Below are 22,097 nucleotides of genomic sequence, written 5' to 3' on the forward strand. Positions count from 1 at the left end.
AATAATAATGTCTTCCCCAAAGCTATTTATGCATATTCAAGATCCATTATTAGCTTCAAACCTACTTTCGCTACAGAGCGTTAGACAATATGAGCTTAACATCAGTCAACAGGGTGAAAACTGGCTAGACCAGCTCACTACCGCTCAGTGTGATGTGGCGCTTATCGAAGTCAATTCTTTGCATGACGTCGCGCTAAAAGCTCTGGTTGATAGTCCCATTCTGTACAAAACAGAGTTCTTGTTCTTTAGCCGAGGAACGCCCGATCCAATACTGGATTGCCTCATGCGCAAAGGCGCTGGGTTTCACTATCGCGCCCCTTTTAATATTAAGCTGATCCAGTCTTCACTTGAGGAAGTCTTTTGTGAGCTGAATCGTTCCGTTGAGAAGATCAGCACACAAACCAGTTATCTGGACCAATTTGGTTTGTTAGTCGGCTCTTCTGCTGCCATGCATTCACTTTATCGCACCATTCGTAAGGTCGCAGCGACCAAAGCCAATGCGTTCATTGTTGGTGAAAGCGGCACAGGCAAAGAGCTTATAGCCAATACACTGCACGTTTTTAGTCAACGGGCCGAAGGTCCTTTTGTGGCCATCAACTGTGGAGCACTCAGCCCAGAACTCATTGACAGCGAACTATTCGGTCATGTTAAAGGCGCTTTTACTGGCGCCCATAAAGACCACCAAGGTGTTTTCGAGCAAGCAGAAGGCGGCACTTTATTTCTAGATGAAGTGACCGAAATGCCCTACGAGCAACAAGTAAAACTACTCAGAGTGCTCGAAAGCGGCGAATACAAACCCGTTGGCGCTCAACAAGTAAAAATAGCCAATGTTCGAATTATTTCGGCAACCAACCGCACGCCAAAAGACGCCATTCGCGACGAAATTTTTCGTGAAGACCTCTACTTTCGTTTAGCACAATTTCCTATCATGGCCCCAAGACTCAGAGACCGTGAAGGAGATGCCTGCGGCCTTGCGCAACATTTTTTAGCCTATCGCAACTCTCAAGATGGCCAACGTAAACAGCTTTGCGCGCAAAGTCTCGAAAAAATCAGTCGTTATACTTGGCCTGGTAACGTCAGAGAACTGAAACACGCGATTGAACGGGCTTACATACTCGCTGACGATATCATTCTTCCAGAACATCTTATTACTAACGATTTCAACGACCAGACGAAACACGATGAAACCTATGGTGTCCCTACAGGTATGCGTTTAGACGATATGGAAAAAATCGCCATACTCAAAACACTGAAAAAGAACGACGGCAACAAAACCGATACCGCTAATCAACTGGGTATTAGCATTAAGACCCTTTACAACAAACTCGACAAATATGAACCCGTCGATTTTTTATGAAAAGCGCTTAGCAACACACTATTACCTTGATCAAAACACCATAAATAACGTCTAAATAGCCAGATAAAACCTAGAAAAAAGGCCGATAATGTCGGCCTTTTTTCTATTCAGCTTAGCAATCAGTGTCTTTCGCTTCGACACCTTCTTTTACTTCTTCGCACGCATCTTCGATCGCGTTGCCTGTGTCTGTCATGGTGTCTTCAACAGCATTGCCAGCATCGTTCATAGTGTCTTCAACGGCATTGCTAGAATCTGTCATGGTATCTTCGATAGCGTTACCAGCGTTATTCAAAGCGTCACCGGCATTGTCCATGGTTTGCTCAATTGCTTCACCAGTATTGGACATAGCATCTTCTACTTTGTTTTCTTCAGCATCTTGACCACATGCTGCTAACGTTGCGGCTGTAACAAGAACCAAAGCCGTGTTTAGTAGAGTGCGTTTAATATTCATAATGGTAACCTCCATTTAGTCTTTTAAAATACAGAAAGCAATAAAGGTCTGATGACCTCGCTTTCAAATAATCAACTCAATAACACGAGAACAGAAACAGATTTCTGCATTAGGTTATTGATTTCCCTTAGACTATTGCGAAGCCCGTGCCAACTTTTCAAAAATCACATAAACCATTGATAATTATGGTTTTTCTATACATTCAACAATGGCTAGCCGGTGTATTTCCCAGCGCCATCAAGTAGTTTTTACAAAATACCTCGGTAACAATTTCCGTCGAGGAATTGTAAAGACGCAAACAATGTGGCAACGCCCCATCCAGCCCCGCCATACAGAACACAAGTCTTGTACTGAAATAGACAAAAATCCCCTTGAATGTTTGCGTATCTGCCCTAGAATTGGCGCAACTTTCAATGAATTGGCACAACGCCCTTGCTTGATAAAGAACACGATTAAGGACAGCTTATGAGCACCACACTGTATACCTCACCAAGACTCGATGGCTTTCGCATGCCAGCGGAACATGAGCCCCAAGAACAAGTTTGGATGGCTTGGCCAACCCGAGAAGACAACTGGCGAGAACAAGGCAAGTATGCTCAACAGGAGTTTATTGGTGTCGCCAACGCGATTGCCCAGTTTACTCCGGTGACCTTCATCGTCGACAAAGCGCATTTTGAACAAGCCCGTGCAGCGTTACCTGCACACATTACGCTGATTGACATTCCTTCCGACGACTGCTGGATGCGTGACATCGGCGCAACCTATGTTGTTAACGATCAAGGCGAACGCCGAGCAAATAGCTGGCAATTTAACGCTTGGGGAGGCGAATTAGACGGCTTATATGACTCTTGGGAACAAGATAACGCTGTGGCGGAAAAAATGGCGGCCAGCACGGGTGATCACGTTTATCAAGCGCCCTTAATTTTGGAAGGCGGCTCCATCCACGTGGATGGTGAAGGCACTTTATACACCACAGAAGAATGTTTGCTGCATCCAAGCCGCAATCCAGACCTAAGCAAAACCGATATTGAAGACTTGCTTAAGGTTTATTTGAGTGTGGACAAAATTATTTGGTTAAAAGACGGTCTTTATAATGACGAGACCAATGGCCATGTTGATAATATCATGCATGTTATTCGCCCTGGTGTTGTCGCCTTAACGGATTGCGAGGACCCAACGGATCCGCAATACGCCATTAGCAAAGCGGCGTTTGAGGTACTAAGCCAAACTCGCGATGCCCAAGGACGTAAACTGGACATTATAAAGCTGCCTATGCCCGGCCCCCTATTTGTCTCAGCAGACGAGGCCAAAAACCTCACTGAAAGCCCTTATATGAATCGCCAAGTCGGTGAACGTCTGGCGGCGTCTTACGCCAATTTTCTAATCTGTAACGGCGGTATCGTTTTTCCATTACTGGATGAAAAAACAGATGCACAAGCCAAACAGATTTTGCAAAATGCCTTTCCTCATCACCAAGTGATCGGCGTGCCTGCGAGAAACATATTACTTGGCGGCGGAAACATTCACTGCATTACTCAACAAGTCCCTAAAAAGCAATCCATATAATGGCTTATTGCGTATTTATATTGTCTCGAAAAGTAATATTTTGTTAGCTATGTTGTAGGGAATATCACCGCCTAAAAATAATCAGCATAATGCTTTTTTATGACGACAATATTTCTGTTTGTGGTGCTCTCACACTGTGCTAATCTCGTAAATTAGCACAGTGTATAAATGGTTCATAACACGCTAGTGTTAGTGTAATTTTCTGGCTAGAACATAAAATGCATTTATGTTCGGTTGTACTAATTGAAGCAAATTGCTTCTTATTTACGATGGCGTATTTCGCTTGGGGTAATATTAATGGATTCCACGTTTACTTTATTGGAGTTAGGCTGGCAGGCTTATTTTCAACAACAGTTATCATTGGATGATTTAGAATCGAATCGTATTGCACGCATCAGCGCTCAGCAAGGCAGTCAATACGAGATTGTTAGTGAGTTCGGCTTATTCACTTTGGATAGCCATCCAGATATGCCCAACATGACAGTGGGCGACTGGATCATCACTGATACAAACCATCATTTCTTACGCCTATTAGAACCTAGCTCTATATTCGAGGGTATTGCCTCAAACATAGATACTGTGTTTTTAATTTGCGCACTGAATCAAGATTTCAATCTAGCACTGATCAAACGTTATTTAGAAATCACCCATGAAGCTCAAGCTGACGCGGTCGTCGTACTCACAAAAGCAGACATTTGTGACGATACGGCGGAAAAACGCGCTCAGGTTGAAAAACTGGATCCGTTACTCATTGTCGAAACCGTAAACGCCTTGGATGCCAATAGCTTACGCTGTTTATCTCCTTTCCTGAAAAAAGGCAAAACGATCGCTCTACTAGGTGCAGCAGGTTCTGGGAAATCGGCTTTGGTTAATACCTTGATGCAACCTGCAGAAAGTGGCAAAGCACAAAGAAACATAGGTCAGTCTGGCGCGTTAAAAATCATGCCTTCTGGCGCCATTTTGCTTGATACCAAGGGCATGCGTGAACTCCAGCTTGCGCAGTTCGATAGCAGTGCCATTGCCAACTTTGCGGACATCATTGCACTTGAAAAACAGTGTCGATTCAGCGATTGCCAACATGAAGGCGAACCTGGTTGTGCGATCAAAGCGGCGGTGAAAGCCAATCGCTTAGACGCCCAACGCGTAGCGGATTTCCTATTGTTGCGTAACGAAGACAGTGATGACGACCAAGTCACTAAATCTAAACCACAGGAAAAGTTCTATCGCAGCGCACAATCAGACATACGCGCGCGAAAACACAGTTCTGCGGAATAATTGACGATTTGCAATACAGAAAGCGGCCATTCACTATGAGCCGCTTTTTTTATGTGTCCTGCAATAACAACACCATCCCCTTTACAGCACGCTCTTGAGTGTTTATAACAACGCACTCACTATCTTTTCCTAAGCCAAACCAACTGAGGCAGCTTTTCTGAATCACCATGTCTAATATTGTACTGATTTATTCCACCACAGACGGTCACACAAAAAAGATCAGCCAAAAAATGCAATCCTTTATCGAAAGCCAAGGTCATATCGTCACGCTCGTTGCGGTAGAAGATGCCACAGCACAGACACTTGCACATCATGACAAAGTGGTCATTGGCGCTAGCATTCGTTATGGCAAACATCAAAAAATCGTCGCAGATTTTATTACGCAGAATAAAGCTCAGCTCGACAGCCAACCCAGCGCGTTTTATACGGTGAATCTCGTTGCTCGCAAACCTGAAAAATGCCAGCCTGACACAAACCCGTATATCATTAAATTTTTAGCACAGCTCAATTGGCAACCCAGTTTACAAGGCGTCTTTGCAGGAAAGCTCAATTACCCTAAATACGGCTTTATCGATCGTAATATGATTCGTTTTATCATGTGGATGACCAAAGGACCAACTGACCCAAAAACCAACATGGAATTTACCGATTGGCAGAGTGTTGATCGCTTTGCTCAAGCCGTCTGTGATATGTCTTAGGCCAATAAAAAAGACAACGTGATAACGCATTTACTTTTACGCTTATAAGGACCCCAAAAAATGACCGATGCGCTGCTGTTAACCTTTGTTTTTCTAGTCGCAGGCGTCATTTCGGTTCCTATTGCATCACGTTTAGGGCTAGGTTCCGTATTAGGTTATTTGTTAGCGGGCATTATTATCAGTCCATTACTGGGCCTATTTGACGTGGACATTGTGTCCATTCAACACTTTGCTGAATTAGGTGTTGTCTTAATGTTGTTTTTAGTTGGGCTTGAGTTAAACCCTAAAAAATTATGGGCATTAAAATCTAAGTTATTGGGCTTAGGGGGCGGACAAATTGTATTAACCGCCCTTCTTATTATGGCGGCAGGCATGCTGCTTGAACAAGAATGGCGAACCAGTCTCGCCATAGGTTTGGTGCTTGCGCTCTCTTCAACGGCCATCGTGATTCAAACCTTAACCGAAAAAGGTCTAATGAAATCAGACGGTGGTCAGTCTTCTTTCGCGGTATTATTGGCACAAGACATTGTTGTCATTCCTATGCTGGCTTTTATTCCTTTGCTCGCCACACCAGAGCTAATCGAAGCTCTCAACCATGCGTCCAATACCAGCACGACCGGTAACCATGCCGACACTGTCTCTCTGGTCACAGGATTAGAGGCGTGGCAAACCGCTTTCGTCACCATAGGCGCCATTGCCATTGTTATTTTGAGTGGTCGCTTTTTAGTCACGCCTATTTTCCGTTATATTGCTGTCGCACAACTCAGAGAACTGTTTATTGCCGCGGCGCTGATGTTCGTTATTGGCACCACTTTGTTGATGTCATTGGTTGGGCTGTCTCCCGCCCTTGGTACCTTCCTCGCGGGTGTGGTTTTAGCCAATTCTCCTTATCGACATGAATTAGAAAGTGATATAGCGCCATTTAAAGGATTATTACTTGGGCTGTTCTTTATGACGGTCGGCGCTGGCATTAATTTTTCACTGTTGTTCAGTCATTTTCCATCCATCCTTGGCCTCACGGTTGGGTTGATTATGATAAAAGCCACTACGCTGTTTCTACTAGGTCGCCTCTTCAGTATTCGCGGTTCAAACAAATGGCTGTTTGCTTTGGGTCTTGCTCAAGCAGGAGAGTTTGGCTTTGTTTTATTGTCTTTTACCGTCAGCAATGCTGTGATATCGCAAGAAGTCGCCGATATTCTACTACTGGTCGTGGCCTTATCCATGCTGCTTACCCCTATGCTGTTCATTCTGTATGACCGAGTTATCGCACCCCGTTACGCTGCCGATAAAACCTCAGGCACACACGATGAACTGCCCGATGACAACAAAATCATTATTGCGGGCTCTGGACGCATGGGCAGCACTATAGACAATCTTTTACGACTCGCAGGTTATCACTCAACCGTGATTGATTTTAGTGTTAAGCGCTTAAGAGCATTGCAGAACTTTGGTGTTAAAAACTACTTTGGCGACGCCACTCGACCCGATTTATTGGAAGCCGCGGGTATAAATGAAGCATCGTTGTTCATTATTACCATTGATGATGCCGAACAAGCCACCAAGCTGGTCAAATATGTTCGGGAGCATTATCCAAATCTACATGTCATTGCGAGGGCCTTTGACAACAATCACGTTTACGATTTATGGGCCTCTGGTTGTCGAGACATTATTCGAGAAAACTACGACAGCAGCTTGCGCATGGGGCGTTCCGCTTTTGAGGCTTTGGGCATTTCTCATAACAAGGCAGAGCAAATGATTAACATCTTTAACCAACATGACAAGGTGTCTATGGTGGAAGTCGCCGATGCTCACCAGATCGGCGTACCAGCCCACGAAAACAAAGTCTTTGTTGCTCGTCTGAGAAAATACCTAGAAGAGAAAAATCCGCAACTCCAAAAAGCCATGCAAGACATTCAAGCCCAACCAGACGACTAAACGGCAACGGGCCTTATGTATGAAGCTAATGCAAAGTCACGCTGCTTTGCAACCTAGCAAGTCGTTCATTCCATTTTCCATTATGGAAACGTTCACACGCTTCTTCGGTATCAAAGCTCACCTGTCGACTAGGCTGGTTGAGCTTAATACCAACGTCATTAAGCGCCTCGTTAATACGCTGATAAAAATAGTCTTCTTGCTTAGCGTCAAGAGCGTTTGACAAAGACTCGTCTGTTTCAAAAACACAAACGATTTTTAATGAGTTCGGAAACGCACTGTAATTCACGACGTGGGTTAGCCAAACAAATCCATCGACCGATTCCAACGCAGCGTCACACACGTTAGTTAGCGCCTCACGAATGGCATTTTCTATTTTTTTATCCGATTTTTTCACAACAACTCACAACGAAATTAACAAGACAAAGGGGCGCCCGCCGTAGAATTCACACCAAAACGGCAAACGATGACGGCATTAGGTTGCTAGACACTGAATTAAGATAACATGTTTTTTTGAACATTAAGCGTTTCGATCAACTATTCAGTCGCTTCTCGATGCATTACACTATTTGATAACAAGAACACATCCTCAGAACACTCGATAGAAGCAGCATACACATCAAGAACGTCTGCTTCTGCTTTGATTTAAGACATCCAGTAAGGAATCACACTGTGAAAAAAGTATTTATTGATGGCGAAACAGGCACCACAGGCCTTCAAGTAAAAGATCGCCTAGTGAATCATCCGCACATTGAAATCATCAGTATCGACCCAGACAAAAAACGTGATGTGGAAGAAAAGCGTCGCTTGATGAAAGAAGCCGATGTCACGGTTCTTTGTCTGCCTGATGACGCTGCGAAAGACAGCGTTATGTTGGCCAAAGAAGAAGGCTGTCGTATTTTGGACGCCAGCTCCGTTCACCGTGTTGCAGAAGGTTGGGTGTACGGTTTGCCTGAACTGGACGTCACACAGCGCGAAAAAATCCAAGCTGCACAGTTTGTATCAAATCCTGGCTGCTACCCAACAGGCGCAATTTTACTGTTAAAGCCCTTAATTGAAGCGGGTTTACTGCCAGCATCTTATGATTATTCGATCAACGCTGTATCCGGCTACAGTGGTGGCGGTAACGCCATGATCGACCGTTACGAAAGTGCCACCAATTCTCCTATTTTTGGCGCTTACGGCCTGTCTTTCAACCACAAACATCTGGCTGAAATGAAAAAATGGTCAGGCTTAGACAAGGCACCTATTTTTGTTCCTAGTGTGGGCAACTTCCGCCAAGGCATGCTGACCTTCTTGCCCATTCATTTAAAAGACGATGTCACCATGGAACAACTGCAGGCTAAATTGGCAGAAGTGTATGCTAATGACACGTTTGTCACCGTGAATGGCTTTAACCTAGTAGTCGATAATGCGGCGCCTTTCTTGACGCCTCATGGGCTTGAAGACACCAACCAAATCGAGTTATCCGTTCTCAGTGAACCGGGTAATAAATCCGGTATCTTGGTTGCCAAACTCGATAACCTAGGCAAAGGCGCCTCTGGTGCGGCCGTGCAAAACCTCAACATCATGTTGGGATTTGCTGAAGACATTGCGGTAAATCTACGCTAGTCACTTTATTCCGCCTTCTTTGATGGTTCTTAGAAGGCGGAATTTGACCTTAGAGTTTCAAATGAATAATAAAAACAACCCTTCACAACGTCATGCGCAACAACCCAGCCCGTCACTAAAAAAAATAAATCTATCCGCTTGGCCGCTTTATTTGATTTTGACGATGACACTGGTCATCAGCACAGTTTCTTATCAATTTCTAACACTTCAACAATCCCTCACGGCGGGACTGCTGTTCATTTGCATTGCCTTTTGGGCGACGTCTTTAGTACCAGCTTATTGGCCTGCACTAGGGTTATTTGCGTTTGCAACCGCCACACAGCTGGCGCCAACACAGGTGATATTTTCCGGCTTCCAATCGTCGACATTTTGGTTGCTGTTCAGTGGCATGGTTTTTGGTGCCGCTATTAATCATACGGGGATCAATTCACGTGCTACCCGTTTGCTGATGCTGATTCTTGGCAACAGCTATCAGGGCACCATTATTAAGATTGCTCTGTTTGCCATGGGATTAGCGTTTTTAATCCCATCTGGCGTAAGCCGAGTTGTCCTATTGATTCCTATTGTTGTTTCTCTTGCGGATCATTTTGGTTATGGCCCAGATTCTAATGGCCGAAAGGGCATGTTATTAGCCGCGGCGTTCGGGACATTTTTACCCGCCTTTTCCATTTTACCTGCCAACGCTCCTAACATGTTGCTGTCAGGAATGACAGAAGCCTTGTATGACGCGCCCTTATCCTATGGGGAATATCTATTGTTGCACTTTCCTATCTTAGGGTTCGGAAAGTTGATCATGACCATCGGCGTCATTTTGTGGTTATTTCCAGATAAAGCCCCAAACCAAGCCATACAAGCAAGCATAGAAAAGTCAACGATGACAAAAGTTGAAACTCGCCTATTGATGGTTCTCTGTGCTTGTTTTGCGTTTTGGTTTACAGACTCACTGCATCATATTTCCGCAGGTTGGATTGGACTTATTGCAGCGTTAGTTTGCCTCTGGCCAAGCTTGGGATTAATGACCAAAAACAGCATAGATAAAGACATTCAGTACGGTACACTTCTGTTCGCTGCCGGCATTATTGGTTTAAGTGCGATTATTGCTTACTCGGGGCTTGGCCGTATATTGGTGACGTATCTCACCGATATCATTCCCTTCTCTGCCAATGCGCCATTATTAAATCTTAGCTTGCTGACCTTTATTTCTACCTGTGTGGCCGTGGTCACTAACTTAGCCGGTGTGCCTGCGATTATGACGCCGATGGCAGAACATCTTGCCAACATAACAGGACTTTCTAATCATGCCGTGCTAATGACACAAGTGTTGGCCTTTTCTAACGTTTTGTTGCCTTATCAGGCACCACCATTGATAACGGCCATTGCACTGGGAAACTTATCCATCGGTGCAGTCACCAAGGTATGTTTAGCCACTTTTGTACTGACCAGTCTAATACTGCTGCCGTTGAATTTTCTCTGGTGGTACGCTTTGGGTATGTTTTAAGGAAAAGACTTAGTCGCTCAACAGAAAAGCCGCTTATCTATTTCACTAAGCGGCTTTTTCACCAAGGCTACTTGATCACTCGTTTACTGAGCAGGCTGCCAAACGTGCAGTTTTGATTTGCGCATTTGGTCTTTTTCAGCAGCCGATGCGCCCCAATTACCCTCATACACTTTACCTTCCCAATCGCCATAAGCAGGGTTTGGCAACATAATAAAAGTCGTACCAAACAAGGCTTTATTTTTCTCTACTGCCGCATCGCTTTCCGCCAAACCTTTGGTTCTAAAGTCATTTGAGAAGTCGTTAAGGTTATCCCCCATAAAAAGCGCAATATCGTAGTTTTCTGCGACTTTCTGACGACGAGGCTCTTTGTTGCTAGTGGAAGTATTCAGCATTAGGTGTTCATCATCTATATTGGGGAACCCTAAGGCTTTTAAGTTTTTCCGTGTACCGTCTAAACCGGATTCTTTGCGGTTAGTGATGTAAAATACCTCCCCACCCTTGCTCGCCACGTAATTCAAAAACTCGGTGGCACCTGGCATGGCTTTCGCCTCGGCAGCGTCCATCCAGGCTTGCCAAGAGTCGTTTGAGTAGCCAAAATCTTTGCCAATCAACCACGCCTGATAGGCTGTATTATCAATAACCGTCTCATCGGCATCGACCACCACGGCGATTTTCTTGCTTCCAGTATGCTGACTAAGGTAGTGGTCAAACTGCATTTTTGCCAAATTAAACGCCTGATAAGACAAGGCTTTGTACTCAGCCGAAGCCTGCATCCATACGGTCGACATAACCAGCTGTTCATTCAACGCTTTATCTGAATAGTCTGATTCATGGGCAAATGCTGAAAACGCAAAACCTCCCATGAAAAGAGCCGAAGATAAAGCTAGGGCTCGAAAACTCAATGGCAACATGACACCGCTCCTTAATATCGCAAATAATCGAATACGGCATTCTTACAAAATAGCCAGCAAAGAAAAAGCCTAAGTCGATTCTATTTGATAACAGCTTTTTGAGCGAAAATATCGTATTATCCCCGCTATTAGCCATTTACCCAGCATTTATACAATTGATTCCTATGATACGACTGTCCAATATCCAACTTCCTCTTGATCATGACGCCGACGCGATAGAAAACGCCATTTTGTCCTTGCTGAACATTTCAGCTGAAAAACTTGTTCGCTTTACTGTCTTTCGCCGTGGTTACGATGCCAGAAAAAAAACCAATATTTTTCTCATCTACACTATCGATGTTGAAACCACCTGCGATCAAGCACTATTAAGCCAATTTGCCGATCATCAACAGATTAAAATCGCCCCTGATCTAGACTATCATCCGGTTGCGCAGGCACCGGCTACTCTGACAGAGCGTCCTATCGTGATTGGCTTTGGTCCTTGTGGTTTATTAGCGGCTTTGGTTTTGGCTCAGATGGGTTACAAGCCCATCGTACTTGAACGTGGGAAAGAAGTTCGCGAACGCACCAAAGATACCTTTGGTTTCTGGCGCAAAAAAATCCTCAATACCGAATCCAACGTGCAATTTGGTGAAGGCGGAGCAGGCACCTTCTCTGACGGTAAGCTCTACAGCCAAGTCAAAGACCCAAAACAATACAGCCGAAAAGTGCTGAATGAATTTGTTGCGGCAGGTGCACCAGACGAAATCCTCTACGTGAGCAAACCACACATAGGTACCTTTAAACTGGTTGCCATGGTCGAAAAAATGCGCGCGCAGATTATAGAACTTGGTGGCGAAATTCGTTTTAGCTGCCGTGTCGACGATCTGCACATTGAAAACGGGCAAATCACCGGTGTGACATTAGCAGACGGTGAAAAACTCTATTCAAAACACATTGCTATCGCCATTGGCCACAGTGCTCGTGATACGTTCGAGATGCTACACAACAAAGGCGTATACATCGAAGCCAAACCTTTTTCCGTTGGCTTTCGTATCGAACACGAGCAGTCTGCTATCGATAAAGCCCGCTTTGGCCCCAATGCCGGCAATGAAATTCTTGGTGCTGCTGATTACAAACTGGTTCACCATTGTAAAAATGGGCGTTCGGTTTACAGCTTCTGTATGTGCCCAGGTGGCACTGTCGTGGCTGCGACCTCTGAAGAGCATCGCGTCGTGACCAACGGCATGAGCCAATATTCTCGTAACGAACGTAACGCCAACAGCGCTATCGTGGTAGGCATTGATCCTTCCGATTATCCGGGTGGACCACTCGCTGGCATCGAATTCCAACGCAAACTAGAAAGCCTTGCTTATGAGCTAGGTGGCAGCAATTACGATGCGCCCGCGCAAACCGTAGGTGCCTTTTTGCGTAATGAAACACCAGAAAAACTCGGTACAGTAGAACCATCTTTCAAGCCTGGCATTAAACTCACCAACCTTGCCGATGCCTTGCCAGATTTTTGTATCGAAGCCATCCGCGAAGCCATTCCTGCCTTTAACAGAAAAATCAAAGGCTTTGCCTTCGACGATGCTCTGTTAACCGGAGTAGAAACACGTACCTCAGCACCGATCAATATCAAACGTGATAACGACAGCCTAGAAAGCATCAACACCAAAGGCTTATACCCAGCGGGAGAAGGCGCAGGCTACGCTGGCGGCATCATGTCTGCCGCTATCGACGGCATCAAAATCGCCGAAGCCATGGCATTGAGCATCAATAGTAAAGCTGCAAATTGAGATAAAAAACGGGAAGATTGATACGCTAATCTTCCCGTTTTTTTTCAATCAACATGCCTGTTTTTATGGTACTAGACTAAACTGCACAAGCACTTCGCCTTGGTTTATCACGCGATTCACCCCTAAAGACTCGGCCGCTGGCACTAACCCATTTAACGTGCCAGTAATAAAAAAATAGTCTGTATTGCCATAACCGCGTTGAATACATTGGAGTATGCCTTTTTTGACCACTTCTTTCTTGGCTTCGAGCAGTGACGCCACATCCGCCTTGAAGACATAACCTTGACTGCCGCCTTCAAACACCAGTTCGCCTGACACGGCTTTTGATGATACGAACACTCCGTAATTAAAATAGAAGTCACAGGCAGAATGATTGGTCGGGTGAATCGCTGGTCGAATCAGTTCAACGGCGGCACGAGGTAACAACTCAGCAACGAGCGGATTGACCTCATCCGTCTTGCTTGGCACAGTAAGTTGAAAGGCGATTTCCAATTCGGTCCCGCGGCACGCATGATGAGCAATGCTGTCGCCCAGGTTAGCAAATACCTGAAAATCAAAAATAGGAGAAAGGATAATCACCTCGTCTTTGTCGACAATTTTCCAACCCGCAATCGTGGCCCCCTTCTCGACTATCTTAGCAATAAGATCGTCTTGGGCTGCACACACTGCGTCGAAAGTCTCTGTGAGCGATAATGATGCCTGATGCGGAAATGCTTCCAGTGACTGAACATATTCTTCAAAAACCATACGATATTAAGCCTTTATAAAATAATGAGATTATTAGGTAAAGAATACGGATTTACGATGGCGATGTATCCTTTATTTCACTGCGCTTAGCCTGTAATATACGCGCTCCTAAAATCCATTCAATGAAAAGGAACTTCTAGTGAAAAAGACCCTTGCTGTACTGGTTTTCATACTTGTCGCTGCTTGCCTGATTGCCCCCAAGTTTATTGCACCAAAACATCAAGAAACCGTCGTTGGGCTAATTGGTAAAATTAATAAAACGCCTGGCTACTCGGCCGAAATTATTTCCACGGATTTGGCTTGGTTCGGCTCTGAGAATAAAGTCTTGTTCACTTTGGACATGGCTCAAGTGGACCCATCTCTGCAAGCTCAAAATATTGACATTGAGCTTGTGCTCGATACGCATTATGGCCCCTTGTTGTTTTCTAACCAAGGGTTGTTCGGCCTTTATGCAACGACGATTAAGATTGAAGGCAACGAGCAAAGGAAGGCTTTAAATTGGGATGAAAGCACCCCACTCTATCAACTGTCTGTTTTGGGTCGCTTTATGGGGAACATAAATGTCGCAGACAAGGTTCCTCCCTTTAGCAACATAGACAACACCTTCCAATTTAGCGGTTACAGTGGCCAGGGGGAACTGACCACTTCAGGTTTCAGTTATGAAGGTAACTTGGAAAGTATTCACGTTGTTGATGCTTATTCACCATTAAAAGCCGAAGGTTTTTATGTGTCAGTAGAACTGAATGCCAGCCTAGAGACGATTATGCAGGGCGGCTTCTACGACAGCACCACCGATTTTAGTTTGAATACACTTAGTATGGGCACTGACACCCAACTTTCTGGACTAAATATTGAAATGGGATCTAATTTAAACCCAGTAACTCAGCTCGGCCATATAGAAGTCAGTTACCTTATTAACGAGATTATCTCTGGCAGTTTTAAAGCCAACGATCTTATTTTAATAACGGAACTGGATAATCTTAACAACCAGTTCTTTATTGATTATAAAAACTTCTTTGATACTTTCTCAACGGAAAATCCCTCATTTGATGAGACCTATGAGACATTATTGGTTTTCATGCAAGAAAACCTAGATGAATTGCTGGCCGCAAAACCAGAATTTAATATACCAAAATTCAGTGCGAGTTTTCCTGAAGGCCGCTTTAATGCAACGCTAACAAGTACATTAGCGGACATCAGCACTCCTACAATAGAAGCACTGACGACACCGGAATTTTGGTTATACAACACCATAGTCATGGCAGAAATAGAAGCAGATCAGCGCCTAGTGAGCAAACTAACGGAACGCTTTATCGCCAGTCAAATGCGTGCACCGCTGAATGCGCCGGAAGTAAAGCAGCAAGCATTGATGCTTGTTGAGGGCTTAGTACAACAAGGCCTTATTCGGTTAGAGAACACTAAATACAAAAGTGAGATCCACATAGAAAATGGTCAAGGTAAGGTATTTGATCTCAGCTTTCCCTTGATGTAACGTCTAAAAGAATTCATTACGTGAAACAAAAAGGCGCCTCTTATGTTCTGCCCAGCAGAAACAAGACGCGCCTTTTTTCATATCAAACTGCAATATCAGTTCACGTTCTAATGCCATCAATGGAATACGATAGAAAGTACCCCAGCAACAAACCGATCAACATGACCACACAAATGTGTCATTGAAATCTGTTTAGCTATTTGGGATAGCGTCCCCGTTGTATTCCGTTAGCAAGCAATCTCTGCCACTTTCTTTGAGCATTCTACAAAAATCGGCGCTAAAGGATTTATTGACAAATGGTCCCACTTTTAATTGGTACATGGTACGACCATTTACAGTTTTTTGGTTCACTAACGGCACTAAACCATCAAAAGATGTTGGATATGATTTTAAAAGCACTCGCCAACCACGAGCCGCCTCATCAGGGTTGCCATAAGAAGCGACTTGAACGCCATAGTCTTGCCCATCTCCTGTCGCTCTAGACGAAGTAAGCGGCATAGCCTCTTGATCCATCGACATACTTTCCGCTGACGAAGTAGAATCATCAAAAGGTGTCGGCACAACCATAGGTGCAACATTTACCGCTGAAACACTTTCTCCCATAAAACTTTCATCGGTCGTCATACTGTTATTAACGCTATTATTTGCTCTAACATTGGTTTTTGATGCCAATGGCTTACCTTGCTTTAAGGCTGCAATTTCAGCTTCCAACTCGTCAATGCGGTCCAGCTTTGGCTGCACAGTTTGCCACTGTTCTTCATGCATACGAACCTTATCTTGCAAGTCCGTATAGGTCATAAAAGTATTCTTTTCGTCCATAGATGAACAAGCACCTAGTGATAATCCAGCCATAACAACGACTAGCTTTTTGGATATTTCCATTATTCTCATCTCCATGTACGTCATTAAGAGTTTTCACTTACGACTCTGACCAAAGTACGAAGTAGACGATTTGTCTCATTCTTAAACAAAAGAACGCACTCGCCTGCGTACCAGCTCTCAGCCCTTCTATATAGTCAGAAATAAGTGTTGCCCCCACAAAATTAAGGCATAACGTGCCGCTTTGCCAACTAAAACTAACGGTAAAAAATACCTAAGAGGCGTTCGCAATACGCCTGATACTAAAGCAATCCCATCACCAACAACAGGAAGCCAAGTAAATAATAAGCTCCAAACACCATAGCGATTAAAAAATCGTTCTGCTTTTTGCCGAGCGTTGGCGCTTACTGGAAACCATTTTTTGTGCTCATATCGAACTAAATAACGCCCCAGCCACCAATTTGTCACGCCCCCTAATGTATTACCTAAGCTGGCCCAAAACCACAAAAAAAACACTGACAGCAAGGCATCATTAGCATAGTAAAGCAACAAACCTTCAGATCCCAAAGGCAAGATGGTAGCCGATAAAAAGGAAACCATAAAAACAAAAAAATAATCCAACAATGCGTCTCTATACCTAATTTATAAGAAAAATTTATTCACTAAATCAAAAAACAATGACATAACTCATTTTTATAGACTAGGCAATGTCTAGAAAAACATTTACTCTAGAAATAGTGCTGAACTTTTACACAAACAAAACAACCGATTCTTTTTTGCCTAATACATTAAATAACGACTGAGTTGATTAATGTATATAAACACTATTCAATAATGCCAAAACATCTAAACGGAGGCGACATGCTGGATCGCATCAATGATATAAAAATTCGTTATAAGTTGTGGGCCATTATTGGTCTGATGTCCATGGGAACCACGGCACTTATTCTCGTATCTCTGACCTCTTTATTTAACAGTCACGTTGATGCCCGAAAAGATCGCACACAAGATATTTTAGACATCGCCAACACAACACTGTCCACGATTTACCAACAGCAACAATCAGGCGAACTGACAGCCGAACAAGCAAAACAACAAGGCATCACTCTTCTATCGAATCTCACCTATGGTGACCAGCAAGAACTGTGGATCATTGACAAAAATAATCGCACTTTGATGAACGCACCAACCACTTATCAAAGCAGTACTCTCCCTAACTCTCTTAGCGGAGCGCTAAACACAACCTCTTTGTTGGATAAAAAGAAGTATCAGTCTACTGAGTTTGAGTATCAAGGCAATGATGGCATTGCCCATAGAATGATTGCCAGTGTCTCAACCTTCACCCCTTGGAATATCACTATCGTCGCTACCGCATCAATGGACGCTGTGATGAGCTTTTTCTTAAGAGCATTAGTAGACTATGCCATTTTAGTCGGCGTTTTAACTGTGTTAGTCGGTGGCACCGCGCTCTACATTATTCATTTAGTCACCAGTCGAGTCACTTCACTGTGTAAAACCATGACATCGGTTCAACATTCCGGTGATCTTACTCAACGCGTTGAATTCAGTGGCCTAGATGAAATGGGCGAAATGGCTCGTGCTTTTAACAGCATGATGAACGATTTCCAATCGATTGTTCGCAACGTTAGCCACTCCAGTGAAACGTTAGACAGCATAGTAGAACAAACTAATAAATCGACGAATAAAACCGCCCAAGGCGTTGCGAAGCAATTGTCTCACACCAGCAAAGCCGCTGAACTGATGCAAAGTGTGATGACGTCTGTGGAAGAAACGCTGGCCATTGCGGAACGAGCAAATACCACCACACAAGAACTTGGACAACACTCCAAGCAAGGTCTTGGCGTTATGAACAAAGCCAACCAAGACATTCAACAGCTCTCCATTGAAGTCGGCGATGCTGCACAGCAAATACAAAAATTGCGCGAAGACGTGACGCATATTAACGAACGTTTAGGCATCATTGCAGAAGTCGCTGACCAAACCAATTTATTAGCACTCAATGCGGCCATAGAAGCCGCTCGTGCAGGAGAGCAAGGACGAGGGTTTGCCGTTGTCGCAGACGAGGTCCGTCATCTGGCCCAGCGTTCACAGCTTGCAGCAACGGAAATTGGTGGGCTTATCGATCAATTAACGCAACAAACACTGACCACAGTAGAAGTCATGGAATCAGCTCGCAACACGGCGAATCAAGGTGCAGAGCAAACGTCACAAGCCGGCCAAGCTTTTACGGAAATTGCAAACGGTGTTTTATCAATATCTAAATTGAACAGCAATATTAGCCAAGCCGCAGATCGTCAATACGCGTCTTCTCAAACGGTTCACCAGACACTAGACAGCATTGCCAATGTCTGTGAAGAAACCAACCATAACTCGACAGACATTCAGACCTCAGTCAATAATCTACAAGAATGCGCCAGCCGACTACGTCAGTTAGTTCATCAGTTTAGCACCTAGTTTTCTCTCATATTGTTGCTTTGTAGCCACACAACCTAGAATCACCCTGCCAGTGCTGAACCATGGTGATTCTAGATTTTCACAGAATGCAAACCTATCTCCTTTCATAAAAGTGAAGGGATCAATGTTCTTAAATCAAACTTAAGCCTCAATCTATGCTCTGAATATGTGCATAGACGTCTGATTTCATGAAAAAAAGCGTGTTTTTAAAAATTAAGTCAAAAAGAAGACTCTTTACTACTTTAACTTCTTGGAGACTCCCATTATGTTTGGGTATAGTGGTTTTAACGGTAAATGAAAACCAAGGTAAATTAAGCAACAAGTCTCGAACACAAAGGATCAAACATGGCGTCTGATACACAAGATAAGCTAGATTCCCTTTATCAACACATTCAAGCGGTCATTCTGTCCCGCCAACATCCAGTCACAGGACTCTTCCCTGCCAGCACCAGCATCAACAATCATGGCAATTACACAGACGCATGGGTACGAGATAACGTTTACAGCATTCAAGCTGTCTGGGCATTACATTTAGCTTATAAGCGTGCCTCCAATCCACAAAAACGTGCTCACGAGCTAGAGTTTGCTTGTATTAAGATGATGCGTGGCCTGCTCTTTGCCATGATGCGTCAATCCCACAAAGTGGAAGCATTTAAGCATAGTTTGGACCCTAAAGACGCTTTGCACGCCAAATACGACACCAAAACGGGCCTTGAAGCCGTGGCAGACGACGCGTGGGGGCATTTGCAAATTGATGCCACCAGCTTTTATTTATTGATGCTGGCACAAATGACCAAAGCGGGCAGCAAGTTGATCTTTTCCCGTGACGAATTTAACTTCATCCAAAATCTTATTTATTATATTTCTCGTACCTATCGAACACCCGATTACGGTATTTGGGAACGCGGCAACAAAGTCAATAACGGCAAAGCCGAAATCAATGCCAGCTCTGTGGGTATGGCAAAAGCCGCCATGGAAGCATTGGATGGATTAAACCTATTTGGCGAAGAGGGTCCAGAATGGGCTGTTGTCCACTCTTTTGCTGATGCGGTTGCCCGTGCTGGTTCAGTATTGCAGTCTCTATTACCTAAAGAATCGCGTTCTAAAGAAGTCGACAGCGCGATCCTCAGCATCATTGGCTTTCCAGCATTTGCCGTTAACGATGAAAAGCTCGTCAAACGCACTCGCAAAGAAATCATCAACAAGCTGGGCGGCGAATATGGCTGTAAACGTTTCTTATTAGACGGACATCAGTCGGAGTTAGAAGATCAAAGCCGAATCTACTATGAGTACAATGAACTGATTAATTTTGAACACATAGAGTCTGAATGGCCGTTGTTCTTCACGTATCTTTATATTGACCGATTGTTTGCCCGTGACTGGGAAAGCGCTAACTTTTATCGACACAAACTAGAGTCTCTAATGGTCGAAAAAGACGGTCAAATGCTGCTTCCCGAACTCTACTATGTGCCACAAGAAAATATTCTGGCCGAAAAAGAAAAACCGGGGTCTCAAAAACGTGTTCCCAATGACAATCTCCCATTAGTGTGGGCACAGAGTCTGTTTTTAGTGGGGAAAATGCTCGACGAAGAGCTAATCAAAACCGATGACCTTGATCCGCTGGGCTTACACCGCGTTCAATACAAACCCCACAAAGCCACGACCTCCATGGTTATCTTGGCCCAAAATGATAAAGTGAAACAAAAACTTCTTGATGCGGGTTGTCTATGCCAAACCCTCGAGGATATTTTACCACTGAAAGCCATCAGTGCTGAACAGCTCGTTGCTACCTATCGACATCTCGGGGCTTCTGAGACCCTAGGCTTAACCGGACGACCAAACCGTGCATTAAACAGTTTAGCGACGTCCCAAGCCTTCAGCATAAACAACGAAAGCTACTTGTGTTTGTCCTGGATTCAGAACGAAGACAAAGATTATCGAAAAATTGACCCAGCACTGTTCCAAGCACACATTCGTAACGAATTAAAAAACATTGCAGACCATTGGTATTACCAAGCCAATGCGGTTTTTAGCATACTGATTGACGAAGCGATCAGTGACATGAAAGGCAGTGACGAACTGTTTGAGTTCATTCGCTTGTTGCAAAAACGCGAACACGAAGAGTTTCGTGTCATTCCACAATCGGCTAAAAACGCGTTTAAATCGGGTAACCGTCGTACCATCATGATCAATGCTGTGGACCATAATCAGCTGGGTGCCAAACTGCCGATTCATGATACACCTTGGCCACTGTCCGCTAAACCAAAAGCCTTTGATCTACAAGCGATCAAAAACGCCGAAACAGATAGCTTACTGACTCGCTTCAACGAACAGCCAGGCATTAACGAAGCCATTGCTTGCCTAATGGAATTGGGCAGTCGTCGTGCGTTAATGAACACTATTCCCGGTTCCACACCAGCGGTTACGGCCTATAAAGTGTTGAACAGTGTGTATCTGCAAGCCTTACTTTCTGAGAATTGGCACAGTGCTCGACAACTGTATTCTCTGATTTTAAAACCTACTACGGATCTCGCCACTTATATTGCCGATATCACGGTGCGTCAGCGTTTGCTCGTTATTGGTGAAACGCCGGAAACAGAGATAGACATCAGTTCGCCTTTACACCAAGACGTTATTCTGGAGATGCTGAGAAGCGTTTCATCTTCGCCGATTGGCCTGGTTATTTGTCATGAACTCATTGCTATCGCTGGCACCTTGATTAAGGTTCATCCTGAGTTCTTCTCTGGCGTTCGCACGATACGCATTCACAACTTAGCAATGTTGTGTGCACGTCAATTTGACCCAGAAGATGATGCACCTGTTTTTGAAACCTTGTCCGGTGTGTCACCAAGCAAGCTTTACGAATCTCTCAAACAAGTGCTGCAACAAAAGCACGACGAGTTTGCTCATGTGGCAAACAACATGCGTTATCACAACAGTACTGACGCACAAAGCAAGATGAAAGACGTAGACTGGTTTGACTGGCGTTCTGAGCAGGGTATGATCACTAAGCTACCCGAGTCCATGCTGCTGCAACTTTGGGACAGTTTAAGCCATGCAAACACCATTGTGTTTGGTGACTTAAAAAGCAATACCGCTCTGGATTGTAAACGCGCGCTGAGCTCCATGACGCCAGGAGAAGATACTTTTGCCTTGTTGATTGAGTCTTTAACCTCAGACATTCATCCAAGTTGGTATAAAAGTCTTATTTTTGAAGGCTTATATGCCTTCATACAGTTCTGCAAACAGCACAAACACTGTAAGTTTGAACAAGAAATTAATCTGCCTGTTTTGGTATCAAAAGCGGCGCTTGACCATGCTAGACAACACCAAGCAGAGCATGTAGAAGAAAACTGGGCGGAAGCGGCACTGGATGACTTCGCCCAAATAACACCAAATAAAGTCAATCAATATTTGCGTTGGGCCGTGAGCAAACTTCACAGTCATCAGCACCAACACTCATTGAGTTAACACGCTCACTCATGCT

Annotated in this window: 17 protein-coding genes; 11 read left to right on the forward strand and 6 right to left on the reverse strand. The window is 44.3% G+C overall.

What is annotated here, in order from left to right; all coding sequences use genetic code 11:
- The first annotated feature begins 7 nt into the window (after positions 1–7).
- On the forward strand, positions 8–1,357 hold the full coding sequence (locus tag DKT73_RS08865; RefSeq protein ID WP_111638203.1) for a sigma-54 interaction domain-containing protein: 1,350 nt from the start codon (positions 8–10) through the stop codon (positions 1,355–1,357).
- A 112-nt stretch (positions 1,358–1,469) separates the two neighbouring features.
- On the opposite strand, the gene DKT73_RS08870 is transcribed toward DKT73_RS08865, so the two are convergent.
- The gene (locus tag DKT73_RS08870; RefSeq protein WP_111638204.1) at positions 1,470–1,808 is read right to left on the reverse strand and encodes a hypothetical protein; all 339 of its coding nucleotides are present in this window, start codon (positions 1,806–1,808) and stop codon (positions 1,470–1,472) included.
- Between the two features lie 465 nt (positions 1,809–2,273).
- Between DKT73_RS08870 and aguA the strand changes: the two genes are divergently transcribed.
- The 4 genes from aguA (at position 2,274) to DKT73_RS08890 (ending at position 7,282) form a co-directional block, all read left to right on the forward strand.
- Complete coding sequence (gene aguA / locus DKT73_RS08875; protein WP_111638205.1) at positions 2,274–3,374, forward strand: agmatine deiminase; 1,101 nt, start codon at positions 2,274–2,276, stop codon at positions 3,372–3,374.
- Positions 3,375–3,671: 297 nt separating this feature from the next.
- Positions 3,672–4,649: a GTPase RsgA gene (gene rsgA / locus DKT73_RS08880; RefSeq protein ID WP_111638206.1), complete on the forward strand. Its 978-nt coding sequence runs from the start codon at positions 3,672–3,674 to the stop codon at positions 4,647–4,649.
- Between the two features lie 167 nt (positions 4,650–4,816).
- Positions 4,817–5,347 carry a menaquinone-dependent protoporphyrinogen IX dehydrogenase gene (hemG, locus tag DKT73_RS08885; RefSeq protein ID WP_111638207.1) on the forward strand — a complete coding sequence of 177 codons (531 nt, stop codon included), beginning with the start codon at positions 4,817–4,819 and terminating at the stop codon, positions 5,345–5,347.
- A 60-nt stretch (positions 5,348–5,407) separates the two neighbouring features.
- Positions 5,408–7,282 (forward strand): cation:proton antiporter domain-containing protein, encoded by a 1,875-nt coding sequence (locus tag DKT73_RS08890; protein ID WP_111638208.1) that lies wholly within the window; start codon positions 5,408–5,410, stop codon positions 7,280–7,282.
- A gap of 25 nt (positions 7,283–7,307) precedes the next feature.
- Here DKT73_RS08890 and DKT73_RS08895 read toward each other — a convergent pair whose 3' ends face one another.
- Entirely contained in the window at positions 7,308–7,676 is a 369-nt protein-coding gene (locus tag DKT73_RS08895) for a Fis family transcriptional regulator (RefSeq protein WP_111638209.1), read from the reverse strand.
- 275 nt (positions 7,677–7,951) lie between these two features.
- On the opposite strand from DKT73_RS08895, the gene argC reads away from it, so the two are divergent.
- Together argC and DKT73_RS08905 are read left to right on the forward strand one after the other, a co-directional pair.
- Complete coding sequence (gene argC, locus DKT73_RS08900; protein ID WP_111638210.1) at positions 7,952–8,890, forward strand: N-acetyl-gamma-glutamyl-phosphate reductase; 939 nt, start codon at positions 7,952–7,954, stop codon at positions 8,888–8,890.
- A gap of 61 nt (positions 8,891–8,951) precedes the next feature.
- Positions 8,952–10,388, forward strand: a complete 1,437-nt coding sequence (locus DKT73_RS08905; protein WP_232827827.1) for an SLC13 family permease — start codon at positions 8,952–8,954, stop codon at positions 10,386–10,388.
- A gap of 83 nt (positions 10,389–10,471) precedes the next feature.
- On the opposite strand, the gene DKT73_RS08910 is transcribed toward DKT73_RS08905, so the two are convergent.
- Complete coding sequence (locus DKT73_RS08910) at positions 10,472–11,299, reverse strand: 5'-nucleotidase, lipoprotein e(P4) family (RefSeq protein WP_111638211.1); 828 nt, start codon at positions 11,297–11,299, stop codon at positions 10,472–10,474.
- Positions 11,300–11,463: 164 nt separating this feature from the next.
- On the opposite strand from DKT73_RS08910, the gene DKT73_RS08915 reads away from it, so the two are divergent.
- Entirely contained in the window at positions 11,464–13,077 is a 1,614-nt protein-coding gene (locus DKT73_RS08915) for an NAD(P)/FAD-dependent oxidoreductase (RefSeq protein WP_111638346.1), read from the forward strand.
- Between the two features lie 63 nt (positions 13,078–13,140).
- On the opposite strand, the gene DKT73_RS08920 is transcribed toward DKT73_RS08915, so the two are convergent.
- Positions 13,141–13,824: a hypothetical protein gene (locus DKT73_RS08920; RefSeq protein ID WP_111638212.1), complete on the reverse strand. Its 684-nt coding sequence runs from the start codon at positions 13,822–13,824 to the stop codon at positions 13,141–13,143.
- Positions 13,825–13,963: 139 nt separating this feature from the next.
- On the opposite strand from DKT73_RS08920, the gene DKT73_RS08925 reads away from it, so the two are divergent.
- Complete coding sequence (locus DKT73_RS08925) at positions 13,964–15,316, forward strand: YdgA family protein (protein WP_111638213.1); 1,353 nt, start codon at positions 13,964–13,966, stop codon at positions 15,314–15,316.
- Positions 15,317–15,508: 192 nt separating this feature from the next.
- Here DKT73_RS08925 and DKT73_RS08930 read toward each other — a convergent pair whose 3' ends face one another.
- Entirely contained in the window at positions 15,509–16,198 is a 690-nt protein-coding gene (locus DKT73_RS08930) for an SPOR domain-containing protein (RefSeq protein WP_111638214.1), read from the reverse strand.
- A gap of 126 nt (positions 16,199–16,324) precedes the next feature.
- On the reverse strand, positions 16,325–16,759 hold the full coding sequence (locus tag DKT73_RS08935; protein ID WP_111638215.1) for a YqaA family protein: 435 nt from the start codon (positions 16,757–16,759) through the stop codon (positions 16,325–16,327).
- A gap of 237 nt (positions 16,760–16,996) precedes the next feature.
- Between DKT73_RS08935 and DKT73_RS08940 the strand changes: the two genes are divergently transcribed.
- Together DKT73_RS08940 and DKT73_RS08945 are read left to right on the forward strand one after the other, a co-directional pair.
- Complete coding sequence (locus tag DKT73_RS08940; protein ID WP_111638216.1) at positions 16,997–18,610, forward strand: methyl-accepting chemotaxis protein; 1,614 nt, start codon at positions 16,997–16,999, stop codon at positions 18,608–18,610.
- A gap of 345 nt (positions 18,611–18,955) precedes the next feature.
- Positions 18,956–22,081: a phosphorylase b kinase regulatory subunit alpha/beta gene (locus tag DKT73_RS08945; RefSeq protein ID WP_111638217.1), complete on the forward strand. Its 3,126-nt coding sequence runs from the start codon at positions 18,956–18,958 to the stop codon at positions 22,079–22,081.
- Positions 22,082–22,097: the final 16 nt, after the last annotated feature.

The organism is Marinomonas shanghaiensis (assembly GCF_003259175.1).
In the GTDB taxonomy this organism is placed as follows: Bacteria; Pseudomonadota; Gammaproteobacteria; order Pseudomonadales; family Marinomonadaceae; genus Marinomonas; species Marinomonas shanghaiensis.